Origin of the sequence: Pseudomonas sp. LjRoot71 (assembly GCF_964253255.1) — a bacterium.
In the GTDB taxonomy this organism is placed as follows: Bacteria; Pseudomonadota; Gammaproteobacteria; order Pseudomonadales; family Pseudomonadaceae; genus Aquipseudomonas.
In genome coordinates this window covers 82992-109322 of record NZ_CAXURA020000001.1, presented here as the reverse complement: position 1 = coordinate 109322, position 26331 = coordinate 82992, and the positions used below count along the sequence as shown (strand labels likewise).

24 protein-coding genes and 1 pseudogene are annotated in these 26331 nt (G+C 60.1%); 10 read left to right on the top strand and 15 right to left on the bottom strand.

Features of this window, described 5'->3' with window-relative positions; translation table 11 throughout:
• Window positions 1-52: 52 nt before the first annotated feature.
• The 4 genes from htpG (at window position 53) to ACSQ17_RS00460 (ending at window position 7671) form a co-directional block, all read left to right on the top strand.
• A complete protein-coding gene (gene htpG / locus ACSQ17_RS00475; RefSeq protein ID WP_436067133.1) occupies window positions 53-1957 on the top strand; it encodes a molecular chaperone HtpG in 1905 nt (634 codons plus the stop codon).
• A gap of 135 nt (window positions 1958-2092) precedes the next feature.
• Window positions 2093-5776 (top strand): PAS domain S-box protein, encoded by a 3684-nt coding sequence (locus ACSQ17_RS00470; protein ID WP_436067132.1) that lies wholly within the window; start codon window positions 2093-2095, stop codon window positions 5774-5776.
• Window positions 5773-6771 (top strand): response regulator, encoded by a 999-nt coding sequence (locus tag ACSQ17_RS00465; protein ID WP_436067131.1) that lies wholly within the window; start codon window positions 5773-5775, stop codon window positions 6769-6771. The genes ACSQ17_RS00470 and ACSQ17_RS00465 overlap by 4 nt, the downstream gene beginning before the upstream one ends.
• Before the next feature lie 114 nt (window positions 6772-6885).
• Window positions 6886-7671, top strand: coding sequence for a dienelactone hydrolase family protein (locus ACSQ17_RS00460; protein WP_436067130.1), 786 nt, complete (start codon window positions 6886-6888; stop codon window positions 7669-7671).
• 40 nt (window positions 7672-7711) lie between these two features.
• Here ACSQ17_RS00460 and ACSQ17_RS00455 read toward each other — a convergent pair whose 3' ends face one another.
• From ACSQ17_RS00455 to ACSQ17_RS00425, 7 genes and pseudogenes are all read right to left on the bottom strand, one after another.
• Window positions 7712-8500, bottom strand: coding sequence for a DUF4394 domain-containing protein (locus ACSQ17_RS00455; protein WP_436067129.1), 789 nt, complete (start codon window positions 8498-8500; stop codon window positions 7712-7714).
• 153 nt (window positions 8501-8653) lie between these two features.
• A complete protein-coding gene (locus tag ACSQ17_RS00450; protein ID WP_436067128.1) occupies window positions 8654-9367 on the bottom strand; it encodes an anti-sigma factor in 714 nt (237 codons plus the stop codon).
• A complete protein-coding gene (locus ACSQ17_RS00445; RefSeq protein ID WP_436067127.1) occupies window positions 9364-9912 on the bottom strand; it encodes a sigma-70 family RNA polymerase sigma factor in 549 nt (182 codons plus the stop codon). The genes ACSQ17_RS00450 and ACSQ17_RS00445 overlap by 4 nt, the downstream gene beginning before the upstream one ends.
• A 90-nt stretch (window positions 9913-10002) precedes the next feature.
• The gene (locus ACSQ17_RS00440; RefSeq protein WP_436067126.1) at window positions 10003-10863 is read right to left on the bottom strand and encodes a pirin family protein; all 861 of its coding nucleotides are present in this window, start codon (window positions 10861-10863) and stop codon (window positions 10003-10005) included.
• Entirely contained in the window at window positions 10863-11261 is a 399-nt protein-coding gene (locus tag ACSQ17_RS00435) for an OsmC family protein (RefSeq protein WP_436067125.1), read from the bottom strand. The genes ACSQ17_RS00440 and ACSQ17_RS00435 overlap by 1 nt, the downstream gene beginning before the upstream one ends.
• Window positions 11262-11317: 56 nt before the next feature.
• Window positions 11318-11665, bottom strand: a complete 348-nt coding sequence (locus tag ACSQ17_RS00430) for a PDC sensor domain-containing protein (RefSeq protein WP_436070401.1) — start codon at window positions 11663-11665, stop codon at window positions 11318-11320.
• A 216-nt stretch (window positions 11666-11881) separates the two neighbouring features.
• A pseudogene (locus tag ACSQ17_RS00425) lies at window positions 11882-12601 on the bottom strand (methyl-accepting chemotaxis protein); the annotation flags it as partial.
• A gap of 327 nt (window positions 12602-12928) precedes the next feature.
• On the opposite strand from ACSQ17_RS00425, the gene ACSQ17_RS00420 reads away from it, so the two are divergent.
• The 3 genes from ACSQ17_RS00420 to ACSQ17_RS00410 all read left to right on the top strand — a co-directional run bounded on the left by ACSQ17_RS00420 (window position 12929) and on the right by ACSQ17_RS00410 (window position 16299).
• Window positions 12929-13957: an amidohydrolase family protein gene (locus ACSQ17_RS00420; protein WP_436070400.1), complete on the top strand. Its 1029-nt coding sequence runs from the start codon at window positions 12929-12931 to the stop codon at window positions 13955-13957.
• 62 nt (window positions 13958-14019) lie between these two features.
• Window positions 14020-14484, top strand: coding sequence for a DUF3859 domain-containing protein (locus tag ACSQ17_RS00415; RefSeq protein WP_436067124.1), 465 nt, complete (start codon window positions 14020-14022; stop codon window positions 14482-14484).
• Between the two features lie 189 nt (window positions 14485-14673).
• Complete coding sequence (locus ACSQ17_RS00410) at window positions 14674-16299, top strand: methyl-accepting chemotaxis protein (protein ID WP_436067123.1); 1626 nt, start codon at window positions 14674-14676, stop codon at window positions 16297-16299.
• Between the two features lie 69 nt (window positions 16300-16368).
• Here ACSQ17_RS00410 and ACSQ17_RS00405 read toward each other — a convergent pair whose 3' ends face one another.
• The 4 genes from ACSQ17_RS00405 to ACSQ17_RS00390 form a co-directional block, all read right to left on the bottom strand.
• On the bottom strand, window positions 16369-17136 hold the full coding sequence (locus ACSQ17_RS00405) for an SDR family oxidoreductase (protein ID WP_436067122.1): 768 nt from the start codon (window positions 17134-17136) through the stop codon (window positions 16369-16371).
• Window positions 17137-17173: 37 nt separating this feature from the next.
• A complete protein-coding gene (locus tag ACSQ17_RS00400) occupies window positions 17174-18241 on the bottom strand; it encodes a phosphotransferase family protein (protein WP_436067121.1) in 1068 nt (355 codons plus the stop codon).
• 352 nt (window positions 18242-18593) lie between these two features.
• Window positions 18594-18908, bottom strand: coding sequence for an SCP2 sterol-binding domain-containing protein (locus ACSQ17_RS00395; protein WP_233685214.1), 315 nt, complete (start codon window positions 18906-18908; stop codon window positions 18594-18596).
• A gap of 54 nt (window positions 18909-18962) precedes the next feature.
• Window positions 18963-19673, bottom strand: a complete 711-nt coding sequence (locus ACSQ17_RS00390; RefSeq protein ID WP_436067120.1) for a histidine phosphatase family protein — start codon at window positions 19671-19673, stop codon at window positions 18963-18965.
• 210 nt (window positions 19674-19883) lie between these two features.
• Here ACSQ17_RS00390 and sohB point away from each other — a divergent pair, with 210 nt between their 5' ends.
• Together sohB and ACSQ17_RS00380 are read left to right on the top strand one after the other, a co-directional pair.
• Window positions 19884-20903, top strand: coding sequence for a protease SohB (gene sohB, locus ACSQ17_RS00385; protein ID WP_436067119.1), 1020 nt, complete (start codon window positions 19884-19886; stop codon window positions 20901-20903).
• Between the two features lie 25 nt (window positions 20904-20928).
• Window positions 20929-21918 (top strand): YhdH/YhfP family quinone oxidoreductase, encoded by a 990-nt coding sequence (locus tag ACSQ17_RS00380; protein ID WP_436067118.1) that lies wholly within the window; start codon window positions 20929-20931, stop codon window positions 21916-21918.
• Window positions 21919-21972: 54 nt separating this feature from the next.
• Here the strand turns inward: ACSQ17_RS00380 and ACSQ17_RS00375 are convergent, their stop codons facing one another.
• Complete coding sequence (locus ACSQ17_RS00375; protein ID WP_436067117.1) at window positions 21973-22410, bottom strand: hotdog fold domain-containing protein; 438 nt, start codon at window positions 22408-22410, stop codon at window positions 21973-21975.
• Window positions 22411-22523: 113 nt separating this feature from the next.
• On the opposite strand from ACSQ17_RS00375, the gene ACSQ17_RS00370 reads away from it, so the two are divergent.
• Window positions 22524-23102, top strand: coding sequence for a TetR/AcrR family transcriptional regulator (locus tag ACSQ17_RS00370; protein ID WP_436067116.1), 579 nt, complete (start codon window positions 22524-22526; stop codon window positions 23100-23102).
• A gap of 44 nt (window positions 23103-23146) precedes the next feature.
• Here the strand turns inward: ACSQ17_RS00370 and ACSQ17_RS00365 are convergent, their stop codons facing one another.
• The 3 genes from ACSQ17_RS00365 to ACSQ17_RS00355 all read right to left on the bottom strand — a co-directional run bounded on the left by ACSQ17_RS00365 (window position 23147) and on the right by ACSQ17_RS00355 (window position 26326).
• Window positions 23147-23644: a DUF934 domain-containing protein gene (locus tag ACSQ17_RS00365; protein WP_397493264.1), complete on the bottom strand. Its 498-nt coding sequence runs from the start codon at window positions 23642-23644 to the stop codon at window positions 23147-23149.
• Entirely contained in the window at window positions 23628-25286 is a 1659-nt protein-coding gene (locus tag ACSQ17_RS00360) for a nitrite/sulfite reductase (RefSeq protein WP_436067115.1), read from the bottom strand. The genes ACSQ17_RS00365 and ACSQ17_RS00360 overlap by 17 nt, the downstream gene beginning before the upstream one ends.
• Window positions 25287-25708: 422 nt before the next feature.
• A complete protein-coding gene (locus ACSQ17_RS00355) occupies window positions 25709-26326 on the bottom strand; it encodes a hypothetical protein (protein ID WP_233684835.1) in 618 nt (205 codons plus the stop codon).
• Window positions 26327-26331: the final 5 nt, after the last annotated feature.

The following is a 26331-nucleotide window of genomic DNA, read 5'->3' as shown; positions in this document are numbered from 1 at the left end:
TGTATGACATCCGCCGCGCTGCGGCTTCGTCAACAAAGTGGAGTTAGAGAGCATGAGTGTGGAAACTCAAAAAGAAACCCTGGGCTTCCAGACCGAGGTGAAGCAGCTGCTTCACCTGATGATCCATTCGCTGTACTCGAACAAGGAAATCTTCCTGCGCGAACTGATTTCCAACGCCTCCGATGCCAGCGACAAGCTGCGTTTCGAAGCGCTGGCCAAGCCCGAGCTGCTTGAAGGCGGCGCAGAGCTGAAAATTCGCGTCAGCTTCGACAAGGACGCCAAGACCGTCACCCTCGAAGACAATGGCATCGGCATGAGCCGTGAAGACGCCATTACCCACCTGGGCACTATCGCCAAATCCGGCACTGCCGATTTCATGAAGCACCTGACTGGCGACCAGAAGAAGGACTCGCACCTGATCGGTCAGTTCGGTGTGGGCTTCTACTCGGCTTTTATCGTTGCCGACAAGGTTGATGTGTACAGCCGCCGCGCCGGTATCCCGGCCAGCGAAGGCGTGCACTGGTCGAGCAAAGGCGAGGGCGAGTTCGAAGTCGCCACTGTTGAAAAAGCCGAGCGCGGTACACGCATCGTTCTGCACCTGAAAGCCGGTGAAGACGAGTTCGCCGATGGCTGGCGCCTGCGCAACATCATCAAGAAATACTCCGACCATATCGCCTTGCCGATTGAACTGCCGAAAGAGTTCCACGGTGAGGAGAAGGACAAACCAGCCGAAGTTGAGTGGGAAACCGTCAACCGCGCCAGCGCCCTGTGGACCCGCCCGCGTACCGAGATCAAGGACGAGGAATACCAGGAGTTCTACAAGCACATCGGTCACGATTTCGAGAACCCGCTGAGCTGGAGCCACAACAAGGTCGAAGGCAAGCTGGAATACACCTCGCTGCTGTATATCCCGGCGCGTGCACCGTTCGACCTGTATCAGCGTGAAGCGCCGCGCGGTCTGAAGCTTTATGTGCAGCGCGTATTCGTCATGGATCAAGCTGAGTCCTTCCTGCCGCTTTACCTGCGCTTTATCAAGGGTGTGGTCGACTCCAACGACCTGTCGCTGAACGTCTCCCGCGAGATCCTGCAGAAAGACCCGATCATCGACTCGATGAAGTCGGCGCTGACCAAGCGTGTATTGGACATGCTGGAAAAACTGGCGAAGAACGAGCCCGAGCAATACAAGAGCTTCTGGAAGAACTTCGGCCAGGTGCTCAAGGAAGGCCCGGCCGAAGACTTCGCCAACAAGGAGAAGATCGCAGGCCTGCTGCGCTTTGCCTCCACCCGCACCGAGGATGGCGAGCAGAGCGTCGGCCTGGGCGAGTACATCGCGCGCATGGCCGAAGGTCAGGACAAGGTCTACTACCTGACTGGCGAATCCTACGCCCAGGTGAAGAACAGCCCGCATCTGGAGGTGTTCCGCAAGAAAGGCATCGAGGTGCTGCTGCTCACCGACCGTATCGACGAGTGGCTGATGAGCTACCTGACCGAGTTCGACGGCAAGCACTTTGTCGACGTCGCCCGTGGCGATCTGGACCTCGGCAAGCTGGACTCAGAAGAGGACAAGAAGGCCCAGGAAGAAGTCGCCAAGGCCAAAGAAGGCCTGGTTGAGCGCCTGAAAACGGCGCTGGGTGAGCAGGTTGCCGAGGTGCGTGTGTCGCACCGCCTGACCGACTCGCCAGCCATCCTGGCCATCGGTGAACAGGACCTGGGCTTGCAGATGCGCCAGATCCTCGAAGCCAGCGGGCAGAAGGTGCCGGACTCCAAGCCGATCTTTGAGTTCAACCCAAGCCACCCGCTGATCGAGAAACTGGATGCCGAGGCCGATGAAGATCGTTTCGCCGACCTCAGTCATATCCTCTTCGATCAGGCTGCCCTGGCCGCCGGCGATAACCTGAAAGACCCGGCTGCTTACGTGCAGCGTCTGAACAAGCTGCTGGTCGAATTGTCCGCCTGAAAGCAGTAACCCGAAAAAAGCCCGCGAAAGCGGGCTTTTTTGTCGGCGTTTGATTGACAGGCCGGACGGGCTCGTTTGTCATGCTGTCATTGCGCCACTGATGCGCATGTACAACCGATGCAGTCTTGAGGTGGTATGCAGTTTCTTGATCAGTTGTTCATCGTCAGTGCTGACCCCAGTGTGCTGGTTCTCAGCAGTTACGACCCGCTGCTGGTGCTGATGTCGCTGTGCATTGCCGTGTTCACCTCGGGCATGGCCTTGCAACTGGCCGGTGTGGCCCGCGACAGTGAAACCGCCTGGTGGCGGCAGATCACCATCCTCACCGGCTCGCTGGCCCTGGGGGCGGGTGTCTGGTCCATGCACTTTATCGGCATGCTGGCCTTCCAGTTATGCGCCGAGGTGCGTTTTGACCTAGGTGTGACGTTGTTGTCCATGCTGCCGAGCCTGGCGGCGTCCTGGGTGGCGCTGAGTGTGCTGGCCCGCCATAACCTGAGCCTGCTCCAGTTGTGTATCGGCGGGGTGCTGGTCGGGGCCGGTATCGGCGCGATGCACTACAGCGGCATGGCGGCGATGCAGATGGCACCGCTGTTGCGCTATGACCCCTGGATGTTCGGTGTATCGATTCTGGTGGCCGTCGGCCTGGCCATTCTTGCCCTGTGGGTACGTTTCGGTCTGGAAGGACGTCTGCCCGCGCTGTGGGCCTTACTACTCAGCGCCCTGGTGATGGGCCTGGCAATCAGTGGCATGCACTACACCGGTATGAAGGCGGCACGTTTTGTCGGGGTGGCCGAGTCCGATCATCCGATAGCTGTGGTGGACAGCCTCTACCTGGGCGCTGCGATCTCTTTGATTACTGTGGCCCTGACGGTTTTCGTAGTAGCGGCTAACGCGCTGTTGCGCTACCGCCGGATGAGCCTGCAACTGCAAGTCAGCGAGCAGCATTTACGTTCGATCTTCGATACCGCCCTTGATTCGATTTTGACCATTGACCATACCGGCACCATCCGTTCAGCCAACCGTGCTGCCGCCCGCCTCTTGTGCTGGCAACCGCATGAGTTGGTTGGGATGCCGATGCGGCGCTTGCTCAGCGAGCAGGATGGCAACACCTACGAGGTGTACCTGCGCAGCTACCTGAACAGTGGCAAGGTCATGTTGTCAGGGGCTGAGCAGGAGCTGTACTGCATTGCCCGCGATGGCCAGGAAAAACCGGTGCGCCTTAGCGTCGGGGTGACCCGTGCCGGCAATCACCCGCTATTTGTGGTGTTCGCCAACGACATCAGCGAACGTATCCACATGGAGCAGGCGCTGCGTGAAAGCGAGCAGCAGTACCGTTCGCTGATCAGCAACATCCCCGGGGTTTCCTTTCGCTGCCTGCTCGATAGCGATTGGACCATGCTGTTTATCAGTGATGCGGTGCAGCCGCTGACCGGCTGGAGTGCCGATGACTTCATCAGCCAGCGCCAGTCGATTGCCGCGCTCTACCACCCGGATGATCTGCAACCTGTTGCCGAACAAGTGCAGGCTGCCATTGATCAGCGGCGCAATTACACCGTCGAATACCGCCTGTTTGACCGCGATGGCAAGGAACACTGGATCTGGGAAAGCGGCAGTGCTGTGTGCGATGAGCAGGACATTCCGCGCTGGATTGATGGCGTGCTGCTCGACCAGACCGAAACCAAGCTGCGCAACGCCGAGTACGAAGGCAAGGTCAATGCCATCAGCAAGGCCATGGCACTGGTTGAGTTTGACCTGCAAGGCCATGTGCTGGCGATCAACGACAATGCGCTGGATCTGTTCGGTTATCAGCGCGCCGATGTGATTGGCCAGCACCACAGCATGTTCTGTGACCCGCTGTATGTCGACAGCGACGACTATCGCCAGCTCTGGGCGAGACTGCGCGCTGGCGAGTTCTGCAGTGGTGAATACCGCCGTATTGGCTATGGCGGCCGTGAGGTATGGATTCAGGCGACCTATAACCCGATTCTCAATACCGACGGCAAGCCTTTCAAGGTGGTCAAGCTGGCCACCGACCTCACCCCGCGTCGCCTGATGGAGCAGGAAACCCGCGCCGCGCGTGACCGTGCTGAAGCCGCAGCGGCAGCGCGCAGCAGCTTCCTGGCCAATATGAGCCATGAGATCCGTACGCCGATGAACGCCATCATCGGCTTTACCGAATTGCTGATTGGCACCCCATTGGCCGATGACCAGCGCCGCCACCTGCAGACCGTGCAGCAGGCCTCGCGCTCGTTGCTCGGTTTGCTCAACGACATTCTCGATACCGCCAAGCTCGACCGTGGCGCGATTGAGCTGGAAGATCTGGATTTTTCCTTGCGCGAACTGTGTGAGCAGGTCTGCGCAACCCAGCGCCTGAGCGCAGAGAACAAAGGCTTGGCGTTACAGCTCGATTATCCGGCGCAGTTACTGGAGTTCTACCGGGGCGATGCTTTACGCCTGCAGCAGGTGCTGACCAACCTGCTGGGCAATGCGGTGAAATTCACCAGTGAAGGCCGAGTGTGCCTGCACGTGCAGGGTGAACCCGGCGCGATCCGCTTGATCGTCGAAGACACCGGCATCGGCATTGCCGCCGACCGTCTGGAGAAGATCTTCGAACCCTTTGCCCAGGCGGATGCCTCGATGAGCCGACGGTTTGGTGGCACGGGGCTGGGGACGACCATTTCGCGCCAGCTGGTCGAATTGATGGGGGGACGTCTGCGGGTGGAAAGTACCCTGGGCGAGGGCAGTCGTTTTATCGTCGAACTGCCCCTGCGTGCGGGGCAACGCCTGGCTCCGCAGGTGCGTCAGTCGCTGCCGCAACTGGCGGCATTGCACATTCTCGCCGCTGACGATGTGCCGCAGAACCTGGAGTTGTTGCAGCTCAATCTGCAGCGCCTGGGGCATCGGGTCACTTGCGTGGCGGACGGGCAGGCCGCAGTAGAAGCCTTTGCTAATGGCAGCTTTGACCTGATTCTGATGGACGTGCAGATGCCTCTGGTCGACGGCCTGGAAGCGTCTCGGCGTATCCGTGCGCTGGAGACCGCCGGGCAGCGTGTCGGCGTGCCAATCATTGCCCTGACCGCCAGCGTGCTGGACCAGGATCGTCAGGCAGCACTGGATGCCGGGATGAACGGCTTTGCCTCGAAACCCCTGGATCTGGCCGCTTTGCTCGCGGAAATAGCTCGGCTGCTCGGCGTGGCTGAGGACGCGTCGCCGGCCGAAAGCGAGGCCGCAGCCACGGACGGACTGTTCGACTGGCAGCGTGGGGCCAGCCTGTGGGGCGGGCCGGTACAGATGAGTCAGGCGATCCAGCGTTTCCTTGCTGAGCAGAATGCGCTGGTCGAGCACCTCAGCAGCATGCTGGAGAAGAATGATTGGGACACCGGGCGCAGCCTGGCGCACCGTTTCCGGGGGGCAGCGGCCAACCTGGCGCTGACTCATCTGGCCGGTCTGGGCCTGGCTATCGAGCAGGCGTTCAATCAGCGCGAAGGCTTGCACCTGCGTAGCCTGTTGGCGGAATTGGCGCGAGCACTGACCGCAGTGACCGAAGCCCTGCCACAAGTGCCTGAAGCCAGTACGCCGGCCCAGGCGCTGGACCGTGAGCAGCTGCGTGCTGCCTTGCTGCGCCTGCAAGAGGCCGTCAGTCGTGGCGGCCTGGATGATCAGGCTCTCGACTGCCTGACTCGCGGCTTGCAGAGCGCGCCGCACAAAGCCGCCTTGGCGCAGATCCGCCTGGCGCTGGATGATTTCGACTTTGACCTGGCGCAGCAATCGCTAAACGAGTTGCTGAGCCAGTTGCACGACGAGGAACCGCATACACCATGATTACCCCAGTCGATGCGCGCCCGTTGCTCCTGCTGGTTGACGATGAGGCCACCAACCTGCAAGTGCTGCGGCATATCCTGCAGGATGACTATCGCCTGCTGTTTGCCAAGGATGGCGCGAAAGCCCTGGAAATGGCCGAACGCGAGCGGCCGGACCTGATCCTGCTGGACGTAATGATGCCTGGCATGACCGGCTATGAGGTGTGCCAGGCACTCAAGGCGCAGGCCCATCTGGAGGCCGTTCCGGTGATTTTTGTCACCGCGCTGGCTGATGTTGAAGATGAAGCACGCGGCTTTGCCGTGGGCGCGGTCGATTACATCACCAAACCGGTCAGCCCGCCGATTGTGCGCGCTCGGGTGCGTACGCACCTGTCACTGGTACGCATGGATGAGCTGCGCCAGACCCGTTTGCAGATTGTTCAGCGCCTCGGCATGGCTGCGGAGTACAAGGACAACGAAACCGGCCTGCACGTGATTCGCATGAGCCATTTCTCCAAGATCCTGGCCCTGGCTGCCGGCTTCAGTGAAGCCGCCGCCGAAGAATTGCTCAACGCCGCGCCGATGCACGATATCGGCAAGATCGGCATTCCTGACGCGGTGTTGCGTAAGCCTGGCAAGCTCGATGAACAGGAATGGGCGGTGATGCGCCAACACGTCGAGATTGGCGCGCGGATTATTGGTGAGCATGCCTCGGGCCTGCTGCGCACCGCGCAGCGCATTGCCCTGTCGCACCACGAGAAGTGGGACGGTACGGGCTACCCCAATGGCCTCAGCGGCGAGGACATTCCGCTGGAAGGGCGCATCGTGGCGATTGCCGATGTATTCGATGCCCTAACCAGCGTGCGCCCCTACAAGGCCGCCTGGTCGGTCGAGGATGCGGTCGGTCTGCTGCGCGAAGAGAGTGGCAAGCACTTCGATCCGCAGCTGGTCGAGCTGTTTATTCAGCAGCTGCCGGCGATTCTGGAAATAAAAGACCGCTGGGCCGAGCAGGGCTGAGCCCGTAATAGGTTGAAACCTTTGGTTGTGCGCCCGTAAGCGCTCAGGCTTGGTCATCCTGCGGCGGCGGTCTATGGTGAGCGCTGCGTTTAACTCGCCCAGAGGAGCTTCGCCATGTCCACGAAAATCCTGTTACCCCTGTTATGTGCCGGCGTGATTGGTTTTGCCGAAGCCGCCGTGGTGGTCAAACCAGTGCCATATGAAATCGACGGTGAAGCCTTTGAAGGCCTGCTGATCTACGACGATTCGGTAACCACGCCGCGCCCCGGACTGCTGATGGTGCCCAACTGGCTGGGCGTTACCGAGGATTCGGCGAAGAAGGCCGCCCGCGCCGCTGGCGATAAATACGTGGTGTTTATGGCCGACATGTACGGCAAGGCCGTACGCCCAAAAAATGCCGATGAAGCCAAGGCTACGGCGACCCAAGTGCGTGGCGACAGGCCGCTGATGCGTAAACGCGCGCAAGCTGCCGTGGAAGTGCTCAAGGCGCAAACCGCACAGGTGGCGCTGGATGTCAGCAAGCTGGGGGCCATCGGTTTCTGCTTTGGCGGCGGCACTGTGCTGGAGCTGGCGCGTTCCGGTGCTGATTTGAAAGGCTTTGTCTCCTTCCACGGCAATCTGGATACGCCCAACCCAAGTGATGCGCAGAACATCAAAGCACCGGTTCTCGTACTGCATGGCGCTGACGATCCGGCAGTGCCGCAAGAGCAGGTTGATGGCTTTATTGCCGAGATGAAAGCGGCCAAAGCCGATTGGCAACTGGTCAGCTACGGCGGTGCGGTGCATTCCTTCACCAGCCCGGTGGCCAACGTGCCGGGGCGCAACGAGTACCACCCGGTGGTGGCCGCGCGCGCGTTCAAGGCCATGGATGATCTGTTTGCGGAAACCTTCGCCGATTAAGGCGTAGCGGGAAGGCCGGGCGACCTTCCCGCGTCTGCACTTACTCCGGCAGTACGGCGATATCGATGATATTGCCCGGCAGATCGGCGATCTCACCTAACGTGGTCGGCTTGCCAGTGGCCAGATCCAGGGTATGTAGTGTGGTACCGGTCAGCAGGTACGCGGTATTGCCGCCCTTGCCGTCGCTGGCGATGTCCAGCGCCGCATTCTGCAAACCATCAACGATCTTGCCTACGGCTTGCTGAATGCCATCGTTTGGCGGATTCTGCAGCATCAGGCTGCTGCTGGCCAGGTCGACGGTGTACAGCGCGGTGGCCTGAGTGCCGGCGTAGGCGTTGCTATACGCACCGGCAACAACCTTGGCGCTTTTACCGGCATAAGGGCCTTCGGCGGCGTAAGCCACCGAACCGTCTACCACCACTTCACCGGTTTCGACGTTGACGCGAAAGCTGGTGCCGTCGGCCGCGAGCATGCGCAGCTTGTCGGCGACCGGGTTGAAGTCGATCACCACCTGACCGCTGCCAGGCAGTTGCTTGTGCAGGCTGGCGATCTTGCTGGCTGCACCTGTGGCCAGGTCCAGGGTGTGGAGCTGATGGTCATTGCTCAAGGCATAGAGCATCCCATTTGCCGGGCGCACATCAATGCCGCGCAACGGGCTTGGGCTGTTGGTCGCCATGGTGGCGGTTACTTTCTGGCTGCTGCTGTCGATCTTGAACAGCTGACCGTCGGCGCCAAGTGCCAATAGGGTTGCTGCACTGGCAGTGCTGGCGACGAGGCTGAGGGTGGCAGTGGTAACGGCAGCGGTCAGCAGGGTATTAAAGCTGTTCATATGCGTCCTCTCATCTGTGGTTATCCAGCATCGATGCAAGGCCGGCTAAGGCCTGCCTTGCAGGTGCCTCGATGAAACACCTGATAGCTATACCCACGAGAGAACGTCTGGATGTCGTCGCCTGAAAATAAATTCAGTTTTTTGTAAATGGCCTCAGTTGACCGAGGCCATCACCGCGCGGCCGATATACAGCACCTTGCCGGTTGGCCGATCCTTGGGCGATCCACCGGCCGGTTCCAGGGTCAGCTCGAACAGCTGGCCAGCTTGTACCGCACCAATCTGTTCGGCAGACAGTTGCAGCGCTTTACCCGGTTCGACCAGGCCCAACGAGCGCGGACCGATGGCGGGGTCGATCAACGTCCAGAACTGCACGGAGCGGTCGGCTGGAATCTGATCGTCCAGCAACGGCTGCAAACGCAGGCCGCCTGTGCCATCCACATGCACCACCCAGCCAGGTTTGGCGGCTTCACCCGGGGCTTGCAGCACCACGGTGTAGCTGTTGCCAGGCATGTCTGTGCGCCACAGGTCAGGCATCAGCACGGCGATCAAGGCCAGCGCCAGTGCGGCGCTGGTGAGACGCCAGGTGGTCAGGCTCTGCCACCAGGCGAGCCAGGCATTCACACGGCTGACGGCCGGTGTCAGGCCAAGGCTGTCCTGTAGCCGCTGCCATAAGTGCGCCGACGGTGTTTGCGGGGGCAGCTGGTCGCTCAGTTCGAGAAAGTGCTGCTGCCATTGCAGGGCCATTTGCGCGGCTTCGCTGTCGTGCTCGATCAACTCGCGCACTTCAGCGGCTTCGGCCTCATCAAGCAAGCCCAGGACGTATTCGCCGATCAAGGCGCGGCGCTCGGCAGGTTGCTGCGAAATCATGCGTGCAAACACTCCTGCAATGCGCGCAGACCGGCGCGAATACGGCCCTTGATGGTGCCCAGCGGCGTGGTCAGGCGGTTGGCGATCTGTTCATGGGTCAGGCCGCGGTAAAAGGCCAGCAGGATCGGGTGGCGGCGATTGCGTTTGATGCTTTGCAAGCAGCGGCGCAGTTGCTGCTGTTCGCCTTGCTGCTCCAGCAGTTCGGCGGCCTGCGGACTGTCGTCGGCCGCGCGTTCGATAAAGTCGTCGTTCATCTCCACCGTACGGCCACGGCTGCGCAACTGATTCAGTGCGCGGTAGCGCAGGATGCTGTAGATCCAGGCACGGCCACTGCCCAGCGTGGGCTGGAAACGCTGGGCGTTGCGCCAGACCTGCACAAAGGCATCGTGCACGCAGTCTTCGGCTTGATCACGACGGCCAAGCAAGGTGATGGCCAACCCGAGCATCTGCGCGGCCTCCTGTTGATAGAGCGCCTGGAATGCGCGTTCATCCTGCCGGGCGCAAGCTTCCAGATGGCTTTCGTAATCAAACAGCGGCTGCGCCATGCACAGGGTTCCTGAATGTGTGAGCGTGCCAAGGGTTATACCCGAGCACCTGCGCTTTGGATGTTGCGCGAGTGCAACAAATCTTCTCCGTCAGCGCGGCAGCTCGATGCGTGCGGTTTCGCCGGGCACACTTGGCCAGTCCTGCGCCGCCCAGCGCTGGCGGGCCTGGTCGATCAGCGCCGGGTCGCTTGCAACGAAGTTCCAGTTGATCCGCCGTGGGCCAATCGGCGCGCCGCCGATCAATACCAGGTGGCTCTCGCTGCAGGCGCTGAGGGTGTAGGCCTCGCCTTCAGGCAGCACCAGCAGGCCGCGCAGCGGCAGTTGCTGGTCGTCCAGTGTCGCCTCGCCGTCAATCAGGTACAGCGCGCGTTCGGCATGCTCGGCGGGTATCTGCAGTGCGCTGCCGGCGGCCAGTTTGAGCTCGGCATAGATAGTGGGCGACAGCACCGGTACTGGCGATTGCAGGCAGAAGCCTGCCCCGGCAATCAGGCAGATGTCCACGCCCATGCTGGTACTGCGCGGCAGGCTGTCTGCGGGGTGATGGCTGTAGTGGGGTTCGCTTTGCTCATCGGCGGCGGGCATGGCCAGCCAGACTTGCAGGCCATGCATGTGCGAGCCGCTTTCCCACAGCGCCTGTGGGGTTCGCTCGACATGGGCGACGGCACGGCCGGCGGTCATCCAGCTGACCTCGCCGGGGCTGACCAGTTGATTCGAGCCGAGGCTGTCCTTGTGCTGCAATTGCCCCTTGAACAGGTAGGTGAGGGTGGACAGGCCGATATGCGGGTGCTGGTTGATATTCATACCGCTGCCAGCCGGGTAGGTGTTTTCCAGAATATGGTCGAAAAACACAAACGGTCCGACACTGCGGCATTTGGCTGAGGGTAGGGGGCGCAGGATAGGTTGCCCGCCGAGGTTTTCCGGGCGCGGCTGGATCAGCAGAAAATCGCTCATCAGGCGCCCTCGCTCAGCTGAGTGCTGACCTGAACTTCGCTGCTGGTCATCAACTTGTGGATCGGGCATTTATCGGCGACGCGCAGCAGCTGCTGGCGTTGCGCGTCATCCAGCGCGCCGTGCAGGGTCAGCTCGACATTTAGCTGGTAGACGCCTTGACGTTCCTGGCTGTCGTCGCGGTTGATTTTCACGTCGAGGCCTTCCAGCGGCAAACCACGTTGTTTGGCATACAACGCCAGGGTCAGCGCCTTGCAGGCACCCAGGGCCGCATCGAACAGGTCATGGGGCTCGGGCGCTGAGCCTTCGCCGCCCAGCTCTACCGATACGTCACTGTGCAGGGTGTGCGGGCCGATGCTGATGCGTTGCAGAAGGCCTTTCTCGTTGCTGATGCTGATCATGTGAACTCCAACGCCATGGGCTGAGTGAGTAGCCAGCCTAGCTCATGGCGCGGGGCTCAGACCAGCGCAGACAGCCGCACATCGGCCCCCAGTACACGCAGCAATTGACCACGGGCATCGAGGATCGGCACCGAGACGGTGAAGCAGAAGTCGTCGGTTGCCGATGAGCGATAGACCTGGGTGATATGGCTGCACAGGCTGTCGGCCGCGGCGCGGAACCACGGACGTTGCTGCCAGTTGCGGCCTTTACAGCTGCTGCTTTCGCTGTGGTTCACGTCGGCGGCAAAGATGTTTTCGGACAGCTGCACGCCGCGGCTGTCGACCAGGTAAAACAGCTCGAACCGCGCATCACGCTTGAGGGTGTCGCCGAGCAGGCGTTCGGCGGTGGCCACATCAGCACTCATGCCAGGTTGGCGCGCCAGCTGCTCGACGCTGGTCTGCACGGCGTGGTGAATCTCCAGGCGGAAATCACCTAGCCCGGCCAGCAGACGGTCGCCATCTTCGCGCACCGCCTGACTGTGGTGCAGCACTTGGCCGGCCTTGCCGAGCAATTCGCCGGCAACCCGGGCGATGTTCTGTACGTCACCGTTGATCGAGCGTACGGCTTGGCCGATCTGCTCGGTGCCCGCGGCGATCTGGCCCACACGGCTGTCCAGGCGATCCATGGCCTGGCGGGTGCTATCCAGGCCACCGCCCACGGCGAGCATGCCATCGCGGCCATCGGCCACGGCCTGGTGCATGTGGCTGCCCGCGTCGGTGAGTTGCTGCATGCCGCTGCGAAAGCGCTCGATGATGTCACTGACCTGCGTGGTGGCGTCGGTGGTATGCCCGGCCAGACGCCGCACTTCCTCGGCCACCACGGCAAAGCCACGACCATGCTCGCCTGCGCGGGCAGCCTCGATGGCCGCATTCAACGCGAGCAGGTTGGTTTGCTGGGAAATGCTGGCAATCACCCCGATCACCTTGCTGACCTCTTCAAGCTGGCTGGTCAGTTGCTGAATCACCAGCTCCAGCTGCTGTTCGCTCTTGCCGATCACCTCAACCTGTTGCAGCACCGCCTGGCCGCTTTGCTGACAACCATGCAAGGTGGCGGTGACCTCGGCGGACAGCTGTGCGACTTCGGCGGCACCAGGCACCAACTCGGCGTCGAGGGTGGTGGTGACCTGTTCGCTGGCGCTGGCGATCAGTTCCGAGGACTGTGCCAGGGTTTGCCCGCTTTGCTGGTTGGCGGCGGCAATACGCGCCAGTTGTGGGGCATGCGAAGCAATGCCGACTGCTGCGCCCAGGCTGGTGCGGATGCGCTGGTGCAGGCCTGCGCTGAAGTCATTCAGGCGCGACATCCAGCGATAGTTGTCGCTCAGGCGGGTGGTCAGGTCGTGCTGATTAAACAGCGCGTCGAGTGCAATGTCGTCCGTGTTCTTGCGTGGGGTCGAGCGCAATAGCTGAAGCATGGCGAATTCCTTCTAGGGTCTGCTGGCTGCACTGCAAGCCAAGTGCCATTACTGAAGTGGCGCGTCATGCCGCTGACGCTGGAAAACAGTCGTCGTGGTTGCCCTGTTCTGGTGCCGTACGGCCTGTTCTGGGTCTTTGTGGTGCTGTTTACCCGCCTGGAGCCTGAACTTGCGCTCGCAGCGCAGGGTCTATGCTGCTCTGACTGTCAGGAGGACATCCCATTGCCTGCATCGCGTTTGAGTGTTGCCCTGTTGTTCGCTTTGCTGAGCACGCTGGTTCAGGCCCGCGACTATCGCTACAGCGATGCCCATCTGCATTACGTCGACTTTTTTCAGGAAAGTGCCGGCATGACCGAGCTGCTGGAGCAGATGGCCGCCGGCAATATTGACCATGTGATGCTCTCGGGTATTCCCGTGGCCAAGAAGTGGGATGAAGATGAGCCCAAACGCCCGCGCTATTACGCTGGCGACGATGCCAACGCCTACTGGTACAGCGCCACCGATGTGCTGGTGGCGCATGCCTACAAGCAGGTACCGGCTGAGCAACGCAAACGCCTGCATCCGTTTCTTTCCGGGTTCAACCCGAATGACAAGAATGCCGATGCACATATCCGCCGCATGCTCGAACTCGATCCTGGCCTGTGGCAGGGCATCGGTGAGGTGTTCACCCGCCATGATGATCTTACTGCGCTGATTCATGGCGATGCGCCACGGGCCAATAACGAAGCCCTTGCACGGGTCTTTCACCTGGCCGCCGAATACGACCTGCCGGTGATGCTGCATTCCAACATCACCTCCAAGCGCGAGCGCAATCCACTGTATTTGCAGGAAATCGAAGACCCAATGCGCAACCACCCGCATGTACGCTTTATCTGGGCGCATGCCGGCACCAGCAAGGAAATTCATCGTCATCAGGAGAAGCTGGATTTCCTCCTGCCAACGCTCGAACGGATGCTCAAGCAATACCCCAACCTGTATATCGACCTGTCCTGGACCATGTTGCAGCCCTACCTGCTGGATGTCGACGGCAAGCCTGACCCTGCATGGGTGAAGTTGGTCAGCAGCTACCCGGCGCGTTTTATGCTCGGCTCCGATGTGGTTGGGCGCTTTGATGGGCTGGGTGAATACCTGAGCGGTTTTGCCCCCTTTCTTGATGCCTTGCCGGCGGATGTGGCGCAGCAGGTGGCGCGCGACAACTTTCTCGCGGTACTGCCGCGCAAGGTGCAGGCCGAACTGGTCGAATAGCTCTGTCACGGCCTTGTCACACGGGTGTCATAGGCTCGCGCCATCTAAACAAGGAGCGCGATATGCAATACACCCGTTTCAGTGCCTTGGCGGCATGCGTCTTGATCAGTGGCCTGGTGCAGGCCGAAGTGCGGGTTCAGGGCCCGCTGGAATACGGCGTCTTCGCCAGCGATTACCAGAATTTTCAGGAAGGCGAGCGCGTCCTGACCCGTAGTAACCAGCAGATCGAGCCCGGCGATGAGATTCCCGCCAAGCTCGGTACCAAATTCGGTGTGCGTTACAGCCTGACGGGCAAAACCGCCACTGAAGCGCCGCTGACTCTGCTGTATCTCACCCCAGGGGTGATCACCCCGGATGGCAAGCGCCATGACAAGTATGTGGTCACGCAAAAGCTGGTGCCCGGTGCGCCCCAGGACGTCATGGCATTCGAGTTCACTGAGGCGCATGAAGTGGTGCCGGGTGAATGGCACTTTATGGTGTTTCAGGATGACCGCAAGCTGCTGGAGCAGCGTTTTACCGTGCGCTGAAGCCTCCAGGCTGTGCTGCCAACCCGAGCCTGGCTCAGGTTTTTTATGCCTGAGCAGTCAAGATTAAGCGTTTGGGGTCGATAGGCTGGTACAAGTTCAGGAGCAGTTGGCTGAAAGTCTTAATGTGTTCATAAGGCTGATGGCCATATGCTACTGACCATAAGGTTAAAGACCCCAAGGACAGCCGTGATGACCCTAAGAAACCTCAATATCGCCCCCAGAGCGTCGCTTGGCTTTGGTTTGGTGGCCCTGCTGGTAATGCTGCTCGGCAGTTTCTCGCTGTTGCAGATGTCGGAGATGAATAAGCAGTCTGCCGACGTCAACGACAACTGGTTGCCCAGCGTATTAAGCCTCGGGGAGATGAGCCAGGACATCCTGCGTTTGCGCGCACTGACCCTGCGCCTGATGCTCAACAGTGACGAGGCAGTGACGCAGCAGAACGTTGCCCGTGTCGAGGAGTTCAAGACGCTGTTGCATAAGGCGCAAAGCCAATATGAAAATCTGATTGCCAGTGATGCCGAGCGCAGCATTTACCAGCGTTTCAAACAAGCCGAGAGCAGCTACCTGCAGGAGCAGGCCAAAATCGTTACGGCCGTACGCCAGGGCGATCTGGATGCCGCCCTGGCAGTGGCCAATGGCACACTCAACAGCCATGCCGATGATATGGCCAAGGCCTTGGCCGATCTGGCCGAAATGAACCGCACCGGTGCAACGGCCGCTGCTGATCGTGCTGACGCCGTGTTCTCCAGCGCCCGTGTTTGGGTCATCGCGATGATGCTGATGGCGCTGGGCATGACAGTGACTCTGGCGCTGTTGCTGACCCGCAGCATCGTCAGCCCGTTGGGTGAAGCAGTGCGTGTGGCTGAGGTGGTGGCCAGCGGTAATCTGACCCAGACCATCGATGTGCAGGGCTCGGACGAGCCGGCCCGTCTGCTTGGCGCCTTGAAGACCATGCAGCAGAGCCTGCGCAGCACCATCCAGAATATTTCCGACTCCTCGACGCAACTGGCCTCGGCTTCGGAAGAACTCAGTGCGGTGACGGAGGACTCCACCCGTGGCCTGCACCAGCAGAACAACGAAATCGAACAGGCGGCCACTGCGGTCAACGAAATGACCAGCGCTGTGGAAGAAGTCGCGCGCAATGCGGTGAGCACCTCCGAGGCCTCCAGCGAGTCCAACCGTACCGCCCAGCATGGTCGCGAGCAGGTGCGGCAGACGGTCGATTCGATCAGCCACCTGGCCGAAGACGTCACCAACACCGCCACTGAAGTGGAACAGCTGGCAGGGCAGGTGCGTGACATCAGCAAGGTTCTGGATGTAATCCGCTCGATTGCCGAGCAGACCAACCTGCTGGCACTCAACGCGGCCATTGAAGCGGCGCGTGCCGGTGAAGCCGGTCGCGGTTTTGCTGTGGTGGCCGATGAAGTGCGCGCTCTGGCGCATCGTACGCAACAATCGACCCGCGAAATCGAGCAAATGGTCAGTGGTATTCAGCAGGGCACCGATAAAGCGGTCAACGCCATGCAGAACAGCAACAGCCGGGCGCGTTCGACCCTGGATGTGGCCAAGGCCGCCGGTCAGGCGCTGGATGAAATTGCTGCGGCCATTTCGCAGATCAACGAACGTAACCTGGTGATTGCCAGTGCCTCGGAAGAGCAGGCCCAGGTGGCCCGTGAAGTCGACCGTAACCTGGTGAATATCCGCGACCTGTCGATGCAGTCCTCGGCCGGTGCCAATCAGACCAGTGCGGCCAGCCAGGAGCTGTCACGTTTGGCGGTGGACCTGAATGCACTGGTGTCGCGTTTTAGCATCTGATCGAGCATTGCTACACGCATAAAAAAGGGACCCGAGGGTCCCTTTTTTATTGCCGCTGAATGCCGCGTCTCAGGAGAGGAAACCGCCATCTACGTTCAGCGCTACACCAGTGGTGTAGCTGGAGGCATCGCTGGCCAGGTACAGCACGGTGCCGGCCATTTCGCTCGGGGCGGCTACGCGCTTGAGCGGAATACGTTGCAGAGCGAGATTGAGGATCGAGTCGTTCTTCACCAGGGCAGAGGCGAACTTGGTATCGGTCAGACCAGGCAGCAAAGCGTTGCAGCGGATGCCGAATTGCGCGCACTCCTTGGCGAATACTTTAGTCATGCTGATTACGGCGGCCTTGGTCACCGAGTAGATGCCCTGGAACTCACCCGGCGAGACGCCGTTAATCGAAGCCACGTTGATGATGCTGCCACCACCGTTGGCTTTCATCAGCTTGCCGCCTTCGATGGACATGAAGTAGTAACCCCGGATGTTCACATCGACGGTTTTCTGGAATGCGCCCAGGTCAGTGTCCAGCACGTTGCAGAACTGTGGGTTGGTGGCGGCGTTGTTGACCAGCACGTCGAGGCGACCAAACTGCTCCTTGATCTGTGCAAAGACGTTGCTGATCTGCTCCATTTCACCGATGTGGCAGGCAATCGCTGTGGCCTTGCCGCCGTCAGCGATGATGGCGTCAGCGACTTTCTGGCAGTCATCAATCTTGCGGCTCGAGACGATGACGTGTGCGCCTTGCTGGGCCAGCAGTTTGGCAATAGCTTCGCCGATGCCACGGCTGGCACCGGAAACGAAAGCGATTTTGCCGTCGAGGTCGAACAGATGGGTCTTGGACATGGGATTTTCCTTTCTTATGAGAGGCCTGTTCGGCCGTTTACAGCTGCGATTTATTGATGACCTGCAGGCTCATCTGTTCCAGCAGCTTGTTCATGTGAATGAACTGCGCGAAACGTTTGTCCTGAGTCTGACCATGGAAGTAGCGGTAATAGATCTGCTGCACGATACCGGCCAGACGGAACAGGCCGTAGGTGTAGTAGAAGTCGATGCTCTTGATCTCGATACCGGCACGTTCAGCGTAGTAGTCGGCGAACTGCTGGCGGGTGAGCATGCCCGGCGCATTGCTTGGCTGGCGGCGCATCAGTTGCACCGGAGCCGGGTCGGCGGCTTCGATCCAGTAGGCGAGGGTGTTGCCCAGGTCCATCAGCGGGTCGCCGATGGTGGTCAGTTCCCAATCCAGCACGCCGATGATCTGACTCGGGTTCTGGGGGTTGAGAATCACGTTATCGAAGCGGTAATCGTTGTGCACGATGCCCGGCTTGTGGTGGTCGGCCGGCATCTTGTCGCGCAGCCAGGCCTTGACCGGCTCCCACAGTGGCGCGTCGGGTGTCAGGGCTTTTTCGTAACGGTCGCTCCAGCCGCTGATCTGCCGCTGTACATAACCTTCCGGCTTGCCCAGGTCGCCCAGGCCGCAGGCCTGATAGTCGACGTTGTGCAGCTCGACCATCTTGTCGATAAAGCTCTTGCACAGCTCGCGGGTCTGCTCAGCGCTGAAGTTCAGCTCGGCCGGCATGTCCGAGCGCAGGATGATGCCGTTGACCCGTTCCATGACATAGAACTCGGCGCCGATCACCGATTCGTCAGTGCAGTGCACATAGGCTTTCGGGCAATACGGGAAGCCGGCGTTGAGCTGGTTGAGAATGCGGTACTCGCGGCCCATGTCGTGGGCCGATTTGGCCTTGTGGCCGAATGGCGGACGGCGCAGAACGAATTCTTTACCAGGGTATTCGAGCAGGTAGGTCAGGTTCGATGCGCCGCCAGGGAACTGGCTGATGCGTGGCTCACCAGTCAGGCCCGGGATATGCGCCTTGAGGTACTGGTCGATGACCGCAGCGTCGAGTTCTTCGCCTTCGCGGATACGGGTGGACTGGTCAGTGAGCGCCATGTTTATCCCTTCTGCTTATGATGGGTGCCTAAGATAATTAGCTAATCTAATGCTGCAGCCTGCGGCTCACAAGGATTACCCGCCGTTATAGGCGCGCGTGTTGCTACCTAATCAAGCTGCCTGATTGGCTGTTCTGGAGCGTGTTGCAAGACATCAAAAACTGACCGGGAGCCAGTGTTAACGTCGCGTAGCGATAGCCCTTAGGGTGGCTGCCATGGATGGCAGGCCACAAAAACGCCAGGAGCATTTTTGCGCGCAAGCCCCGAAGGGGAGAAGCACATGGATGTACTGAACATAAAAAAACCGGAGTCGAGGACTCCGGTTTGTTGTGCAACTGTGCTGCTGTTTCCACTTAAACCGGGAACAGTTCGCCCAGTTTCATGGCCAGCATCATGTCGCCTTCGGCGCGCAGTTTGCCGGACATGAAGGCTTGCATGCCGTCGGTTTCGCCGCTGGTGATGCCTTTCAGGGTGTCGGTGTCCATGATCAGGGTCACGTTGGCGTTGGCGTTGTCGCCTTTCTCAACGGCGCAGGTGCCGTCTTTGACGATCAGTGCGTAGTTCTCGCCGTCTTCGATGTTGAACTGGAATACCAGATCCAGGCCGGCGGCAGCGCTGGCGTTGAACTTGGAGTGCATGGTTTGGACGATGTCTGCAACGCTCATGATGTTTTCCTTTTTCTTGGGTTTTACTAGCGCCCGTCAGGGTGCAGTGGGCCGGACTCAGCGATAAGTGATGAGTTCCGGCGCCTTCAACAGCTGGAGATGCACATGGCTGTTGAAGGAAGCCAGGCTCACTTGCTTGCCACGAAACTTCAGGCAGCTTAGTGAGGTGTTGACGATTTGCCAGTTCAGCTCGAAAGCCTGCGCTGGCGCAATGCCGGTGATCAGGTGCAGCAGGGCGGTAATGGTGCCGCCTGAGGTGAATATGGCGATGTTCTGTTTACTGTCAGCCTGCTGTAGCACACGCTCCAGGCCACCCTGCACCTGTTCGACGAACGCCTGCCAGCTTTGCAGGCCGGGTTTGTCATGCTCACCGCTGACCCAGCGGCCAATCAGCGTGGCGAACAGGCGCTGGAATTCGCCACGGTTCTGCGCCGCATTACGCAGGATGTGCAGCGCTTCGGGTTCTTCCGGGAGCAGGTCGGGCAGCAGGGCGCGAATCACCGCGTCGGCGTAGAATTCATTGAAGGCTGCATCGATCTCCAGCGCAGCGCTTGCCAGTTCGGCATCCTGCAGCTGCTTGAGTGCGGCATTGGCCGTGTGCTGCTGACGACGCAGATCGCCGCTGACGCTGCGGTCAATGCGCGTACCAAGTTGCGCAAGGTGCGCGCCTAGCACTTCGGCCTGGCGAATTCCGATGGGCGATAGCACATCGTAATCGTCGGCACCGAATGAGGCTTGGCCATGTCGAATCAGGTAGATGCTGCCCACGTCCGCTCGATTCCGGTACGTTGAAAGTTTCGCGAGGGTATGAGGAAGCTCAGGAGCTGTCAACGTAAAAACATACGCTTGTTTGAATTGCATCGATGCGCTGAATGGCCAGTCCTCAGCTTGCTGGCCGCCAACCCATGGCCTCGGTATGCTTGCGGTCAATCAGCGTGCTTGATGAATCGGCGCTGTCACTGGATTGAGGGGCAATACGTGGAGTTTTTTGCAGAGTACATCGGCTTTCTGGCCAAGACGGTCACCCTGGTTGTCGCCATTGTGGTGGTGCTGGTCACAATTGCCGCTTTGCGTGGCAAAGGGCGTCAGACTACGGGCCAATTGCAGGTGAACAAGCTCAATGACTTCTTCAAGCAACTGCAACAGCGTGTCGAACACGCGGTGCTCGACAAGGATCAGCTGAAGGCTGCAGCCAAAGCCGAAGCCAAGGCGGCCAAGCTGGAGAAAAAGGCCGGTACGCAGAAACCACGTGTCTATGTGCTGGATTTCGATGGGGATATCAAAGCCTCGGCCACCGACAGCCTGCGCCATGAAATCACTGCTTTACTGAGCATGGCCACGCCGCAGGATGAAGTGGTGCTGCGCCTGGAAAGCGGTGGTGGCATGGTACACAGCTACGGCTTGGCCTCTTCGCAGCTGGCGCGCATTCGCCAAGCGGGCGTGCCGCTGACGATCTGTATCGACAAGGTTGCGGCCAGCGGCGGCTACATGATGGCCTGTATTGGCGAGAAGATCATTTCCGCGCCATTCGCCATTCTCGGCTCGATTGGTGTGGTGGCGCAGTTGCCTAACGTGCATCGTCTGCTAAAGAAGCACGATATCGATTTCGAGGTGCTCACCGCGGGTGAGTACAAACGCACCCTGACCGTGTTTGGCGAGAATACCGATAAAGGCCGGGAGAAGTTTCAGGACGACCTGGAAACCACCCACGAATTGTTCAAAGGTTTTGTTGCGCGTTACCGGCCACAACTGGATATCGATCAGATTGCCACCGGTGAAGTCTGGCTAGGCCTGGCAGCGCTGGAGAAACAGCTGGTGGATGAATTGAAAACCAGCGACGAGTACTTGGCTGAACGGGCGAAAAGTGCCGAGCTGTTTCATCTGCACTATGCCGAAAAGAAAACCCTGCAGGAGCGTGTTGGCCTGGCCGGTAGCGTGGCGCTGGATCGCTTCGTGCTGAACTGGTTGAGTCGTTTGAATCAGCAGCGCTTCTGGTAATAACGCCTTCATACAGAGGAAGAAGATGAGCAAGTTCAGTGCATTGCAGGCTCGTGAAAGTGCTACGGGCGGTTTCGAACAGGTGATTGTGCAGCGCGACATCAACGACTTGCCGGCCGGTGAGTTGCTGATTCGGGTCAAGTACTCCTCGCTCAACTACAAGGATGCGCTGTCGGCCAGTGGCAACCGCGGTGTGACCAAGCACTTTCCGCACACCCCGGGCATCGATGCTGCGGGTGTGGTGGAGGCGTCCAGCGTGGCTGAGTTCAGCGTGGGTGATGAGGTGATCGTCACCGGTTATGACCTGGGCATGAACACCTCGGGTGGTTTTGCCCAGTACATCCGCATTCCGGCCAACTGGGCGCTGAAGCGTCCCAAGGGCTTATCCCTGCGTGAAGCCATGGTGCTCGGTACAGCCGGCCTCACGGCGGCACTGTGTGTGGACAAGCTGGAGCAAAGCGGCCTGAGCCCGGATGCCGGCCCTGTGCTGGTAACGGGGGCTACGGGTGGTGTGGGCAGTGTTGCTGTGGCCCTGCTGACCTCGCTGGGCTATCGCGTCGCGGCCTCGACGGGCAAGGCGGAGCAGGCCGATTACCTCAAGGCACTGGGCGCGCAGCAAGTAGTGTCGCGTAGTGAGTTACAGGACGGCACCGATAAGCCGATGCTCAAGGAACAGTGGGCGGGCGCCGTGGATTGTGTGGGCGGGGACATCCTGTTCAATGTAGTCAAGTCGCTGCGCTACGGCGCCAGCGTGGCCTGCTGTGGGCTGACGGCCGGGGTCGGCTTCAAAGGCAGCGTACTGCCGTTTATCCTTCGCGGCGTGAACCTGCTGGGGGTCGACTCTGTAGAGCTGCCGCTGGTGGTCAAAGCCTCGATGTGGGACAAGCTGTCGCTGCAATGGAAGGTCAGCCTCGATGCATTGGTCAGCGAAGTGACGCTTGAGCAATTGCCGGCAACCATTGCGCAGATACTGGCGGGTAAACAGGTCGGGCGGGTGCTGGTCAACCTGGCTTGATGGCTAGCGTGTCTGATAAGGCCCGGTATTTCCGGGCCTTTGTATTTCCGGGGCTTAGGCTTGACTGACGTACATGGTGATGTCGGCGCGAAACACCGCTTTGTCGCCGACAAAGGCCTGTACTGGCACAGTCACGTCACCCAGTTGGCTCCAGTCGATGGCGCTGCCATCGGCCACGGCGCGAATATCGCCATCGGCCTTGGCCAGGTATTCCACGGTCATACCGCGCGGAATCCAGCGGCAACCTGTGGGGATGGAGGCGTCGGTCATGGTTCCAGCAGCCAGTTCGGCCGCGTTGCACAGGGCTATCGCGTGCACGGTGCCAATATGGTTGAGCACCTCGCGGCGTTTGGGGAAGGTGACTTCGGCGTAGCCTGGGCGCAGCTCGACGAATTGCGGGGCGATGCTGGCGAAGTAGGGCGCGACCTGGCCGATCATGGCGCTGAACTGCAGCGGGCCTGCCTGCTGGAACATCTGTAACATCTGGCTCATGGGGTTCTCCTGGCTTGTTTACTGATTGAAGAGATGTGCGCGCCAGGGCAGTATACGAATATTGGAATTTAATTCTAGAAATATATTCTAGTTGAGTTGTCGCCGAGGAAAGCATGGCCCGTCGTTCCCGCAAAGATGAAATCCTTCAGGCCGCACTGGCCTGCTTCACCGAGGTTGGAGTCGATGGCACCACCATCGAGATGATCCGTGATCGTTCCGAGGCCAGCATCGGCAGCCTGTATCACCACTTCGGCAACAAGGAGCGAATCATCGCCGCGCTCTATCTGGCGGGTACGGCTGAGTACGCGGCGATGCTGGAAGAGGGCTTTGCCACGGCTGACAGCGCCGAGGCCTGCGTCAAGCTGCTGGTCACCAGCTATATCGATTGGGTGGCGGCCAACCCCGACTGGGCGCGTTTTGTCCTGCACAGCCGCAGCCGTGTGGAGGCCGGGGAAATGGGTGAGCAGTTGCGTGAAGCCAACCGCGAGCACTTTCAGCGGATATTTGCCGCGCTCTCGCGCTACCGCGAAGAGGGGCTGTTCAAAGCCATGCCGGTGGACTGCTTTGCTTCGGTGATCATCGGGCCGACCCACGACTTCTCGCGCAACTGGCTGGCGGGGCGCACGCAGACACAGCTGGCGGACTGTCGCGAACTATTGGCTCAGGTGGCCTGGGACAGCGTGAAAGCCTGAAATAAAAAAGCCCCGCAGAGCGGGGCTTTTCAATGCTGAGCCAATCAGGCGCGGCGGCGGAATAGCGGCAGCGGCTGGTCCGTGGAGGCCTGATAAACCTCGCTGAACTCCTCGAAGGCTTTCAAAGCGTCCAGCGGGTCTTTGTCCTCACGCAGGGCGAAGGCATCGAAGCCCACGCGCAGGTAGGAGAACAGCTGATCGCGCAGTACATCGCCGATGGCACGCACTTCGCCTTTGTAGCCGTAGCGGTTGCGCAGCAGGTAGGCGGTGGAGCAGTGGCGGCCATCGGTGAAAGCAGGGAAGTTCAGCGCGATAACCTGGAAGTTATCCAGCTGATCGGCGATTTCCTCGATTTCCTCGCCCGCATCCAGCCACACGCCCAGGCCGCCATCACGGGCCTTGAGCGCGGTGCTGTGCTCGACCCACAAGCCCAGCGGCACGATCAGGTCGTCGCAGTTGGGAATGCCGTCCAGCGTGGCGTCCTTGGGCAGCAGGTGCCAGCTTTCGTCGATCAGTTGACCGTTCTTAATGATTCGCTGCATATACGCGCTCCTTGAACGGGTCGACGCCAATACGGCGGAAGGTGTCGAGGAAACTCTCTTCTTCGGTGCGGCGCTCGACATAGACCTTGACGATCTTGTCGATCACATCAGCCATGTCTGCTTCGGCGAAGGATGGGCCGAGGATCTGCGCCAGGCTGGCGTCACGACCGGCGCTGCCGCCGAGGGACACCTGATAGAACTCCTGGCCTTTCTTATCCACCCCGAGGATGCCGATATGGCCAACGTGGTGGTGACCGCAGGCGTTCATGCAACCGGAGATATTCAGGTCGATATTGCCGATGTCGAACAGGTAATCCAGGTCGTCGAAACGGCGCTGGATGGCTTCGGCAATCGGGATCGACTTGGCGTTGGCCAGCGAGCAGAAGTCGCCGCCTGGGCAGCAGATGATATCGGTCAGCAGGCCGACGTTCGGCGTGGCGAAACCGTTTTCACGCAGCTCGCCCCACAGGGTGAACAGCTGCGCCTGCTCAACATCCGCGAGGATGATGTTCTGGTTGTGGCTGTTGCGCACTTCGCCAAAGCTGTAGCGGTCGGCCAGGTCGGCAATCGCATCAAACTGCTTGTCGGTGACATCGCCTGGCGCCACGCCGGTCGGTTTCAGTGACAGAGTAACGGCGACATAGCCCGGCTTCTTGTGGGCGAAGGTGTTGCGCTGACGCCAGCGGGCAAAGCCTGGGTGTTCGGCATCCAGGGCAGCCAGCGCGGCATCCTGATCGTCGAGGGCTTTGTAAGTTGGGTCGATAAAGTGCGCGGCAACGCGCGCCACTTCAGCTTCGGTCAGGGTGGTCGGGCCGTCTTTCAGGTGGACCCACTCAGCATTGACGCGCTCGGCGAAGACTTCAGGGGTCAACGCCTTGACCAGAATCTTGATGCGCGCCTTGTACTTGTTATCGCGACGGCCGTAGCGGTTGTACACACGCAGGATGGCGTCGAGGTAGCTGATTAGGTGCTGCCAGGGCAGGAACTCGTTGATAAAGCTGCCGACGATCGGAGTACGGCCCAGGCCGCCACCGACGGACACGCGGAAGCCCAGTTCACCTGCGTCGTTCTGTACCGCTTCCAGGCCGATGTCGTGCACTTCAATCGCTGCACGGTCGCTCACTGCACCGTTGACGGCAATCTTGAACTTGCGCGGCAGGTGAGTGAACTCGGGGTGGAAGGTCGACCACTGGCGGATAATCTCGCACCAGGGGCGCGGGTCGATAATTTCATCCTTGGCCACGCCCGCGAACTGGTCGGTGGTGGTGTTACGGATGCAGTTGCCGCTGGTCTGGATCGCGTGCATCTGAACGGTGGCCAGCTCGGCGAGAATATCGGGCACATCTTCCAGGTCCGGCCAGTTGAACTGGACGTTCTGGCGGGTGCTGATATGCGCGTAACCCTTGTCGTAGTCACGGGCAATCTTGGCCATCATGCGTACTTGGGCGGAAGACATCAGGCCGTACGGCACGGCAACGCGCAGCATCGGCGCAAAGCGCTGGATGTACAGGCCATTCTGCAGGCGCAGCGGGCGGAATTCTTCACCGCTCAGTTCACCAGCGAGGTAACGGCGGGTTTGATCGCGATACTGCTTGACGCGGTCTTCGACGATTTTTTGGTCGTACTGGTCGTATACGTACATGGAGTGTCCTGTTATCAGGCTTTTTACAGCTATCAGCGCGCACGGCCGCGCACTCCCTGCGGAGCCGGAGGAAGATACCAGCTCAGGGTTATGCGCAAAAGTGATGTTTGAGTATATGGAAAGAACTTAAAGGGATAAGACGGCCCTTGAACATAGCCCCACGGCTTGAGTAAGCGGGCATGCTGGTCTTAACTGCATAAGACGATTCACCCATAAACACAACAAGAGGGGTAGTCCATGAGTGAACACAGTGAACCGGATAATGCTGACAGCGTGGTTGATGCCAAGGCCATCTTTGCCTTGATTCTGATCTTCGTCGCCACTGCGGTGTTCTGGGTCAGCCAGCAGTAAGACCCGCGACCGGTACAAAAAAACGGGCATCAGTGCGTTGATGCCCGTTTTTTATTGGTCGGTGTGCAGCCTCAGTGGCAGCTCAGGCTGTCGGCCTGGCGGTACAGCATCAACAGTTTGCGGGTGATGGTCTGCTGGATATCGTCGCGTTCGAAGGTCGACAGACGTGTCAGGCGGCCGACTTGCAGGCGATGCAAGTGGATGTAAGGCATCTGCTGATCGAACTCGCGCAGGTCACCTTTCATCATGATCGGCAGGAAAATGTCCCCCGCCTTTTTCTGATTGCTGATGATCTGCGCCAGGGCGGGTTTGAATGGCATGGTCTTGGGGGCAGGGCCGCCTTCCTTGATCATCGTGGTCAGCAGCAGGCCAGGCTTGTTCAGCACCACGCCGGGCAGCACACAGAGCCCGGTCTTGCGTACGGCCAGCGCTTCTATGCCATTCAGGGTGTCGTGAAACGCATAGGGGTTGGGCAGCACCACCATCTTGCGCCCCAGGTCGCTGGGGAAGTGCAGGTCATAGTTGGTGTACAGCTGGCGGGTCGATTCCGAGTAAACGCACAGACGGTTCTCGAACAGCTTGATAAAGCGCTCGGCCAGCTCGCGCCTGGCAATGCTGTCCAGGTCCCAGATCAGGTCCTGGTTCTGCGGTTTGCTGAGGTCGACTTCCTGATGTTCCATACTGCTCATTTAGT

What these genes read in the sequence shown, in the direction of transcription:
- ACSQ17_RS00435 (WP_436067125.1), bottom strand. Translation starts at nt 11,261, where the DNA reads ATGATCAGCATCAGCAACGAGAAAGGCCTTCTGCAACGCATCAGCATC.
- ACSQ17_RS00440 (WP_436067126.1), bottom strand. Translation starts at nt 10,863, where the DNA reads ATGAGCGATTTTCTGCTGATCCAGCCGCGCCCGGAAAACCTCGGCGGG.
- htpG (WP_436067133.1), top strand. Translation starts at nt 53, where the DNA reads ATGAGTGTGGAAACTCAAAAAGAAACCCTGGGCTTCCAGACCGAGGTG.
- ACSQ17_RS00410 (WP_436067123.1), top strand. Translation starts at nt 14,674, where the DNA reads ATGACCCTAAGAAACCTCAATATCGCCCCCAGAGCGTCGCTTGGCTTT.
- ACSQ17_RS00465 (WP_436067131.1), top strand. Translation starts at nt 5,773, where the DNA reads ATGATTACCCCAGTCGATGCGCGCCCGTTGCTCCTGCTGGTTGACGAT.
- ACSQ17_RS00450 (WP_436067128.1), bottom strand. Translation starts at nt 9,367, where the DNA reads ATGATTTCGCAGCAACCTGCCGAGCGCCGCGCCTTGATCGGCGAATAC.
- ACSQ17_RS00415 (WP_436067124.1), top strand. Translation starts at nt 14,020, where the DNA reads ATGCAATACACCCGTTTCAGTGCCTTGGCGGCATGCGTCTTGATCAGT.
- ACSQ17_RS00400 (WP_436067121.1), bottom strand. Translation starts at nt 18,241, where the DNA reads ATGGCGCTCACTGACCAGTCCACCCGTATCCGCGAAGGCGAAGAACTC.
- ACSQ17_RS00405 (WP_436067122.1), bottom strand. Translation starts at nt 17,136, where the DNA reads ATGTCCAAGACCCATCTGTTCGACCTCGACGGCAAAATCGCTTTCGTT.
- ACSQ17_RS00370 (WP_436067116.1), top strand. Translation starts at nt 22,524, where the DNA reads ATGGCCCGTCGTTCCCGCAAAGATGAAATCCTTCAGGCCGCACTGGCC.
- ACSQ17_RS00470 (WP_436067132.1), top strand. Translation starts at nt 2,093, where the DNA reads ATGCAGTTTCTTGATCAGTTGTTCATCGTCAGTGCTGACCCCAGTGTG.
- ACSQ17_RS00365 (WP_397493264.1), bottom strand. Translation starts at nt 23,644, where the DNA reads ATGCAGCGAATCATTAAGAACGGTCAACTGATCGACGAAAGCTGGCAC.
- ACSQ17_RS00380 (WP_436067118.1), top strand. Translation starts at nt 20,929, where the DNA reads ATGAGCAAGTTCAGTGCATTGCAGGCTCGTGAAAGTGCTACGGGCGGT.
- ACSQ17_RS00455 (WP_436067129.1), bottom strand. Translation starts at nt 8,500, where the DNA reads ATGAACAGCTTTAATACCCTGCTGACCGCTGCCGTTACCACTGCCACC.
- ACSQ17_RS00375 (WP_436067117.1), bottom strand. Translation starts at nt 22,410, where the DNA reads ATGAGCCAGATGTTACAGATGTTCCAGCAGGCAGGCCCGCTGCAGTTC.
- ACSQ17_RS00355 (WP_233684835.1), bottom strand. Translation starts at nt 26,326, where the DNA reads ATGAGCAGTATGGAACATCAGGAAGTCGACCTCAGCAAACCGCAGAAC.
- ACSQ17_RS00360 (WP_436067115.1), bottom strand. Translation starts at nt 25,286, where the DNA reads ATGTACGTATACGACCAGTACGACCAAAAAATCGTCGAAGACCGCGTC.
- ACSQ17_RS00445 (WP_436067127.1), bottom strand. Translation starts at nt 9,912, where the DNA reads ATGGCGCAGCCGCTGTTTGATTACGAAAGCCATCTGGAAGCTTGCGCC.
- ACSQ17_RS00430 (WP_436070401.1), bottom strand. Translation starts at nt 11,665, where the DNA reads ATGAGTGCTGATGTGGCCACCGCCGAACGCCTGCTCGGCGACACCCTC.
- ACSQ17_RS00460 (WP_436067130.1), top strand. Translation starts at nt 6,886, where the DNA reads ATGTCCACGAAAATCCTGTTACCCCTGTTATGTGCCGGCGTGATTGGT.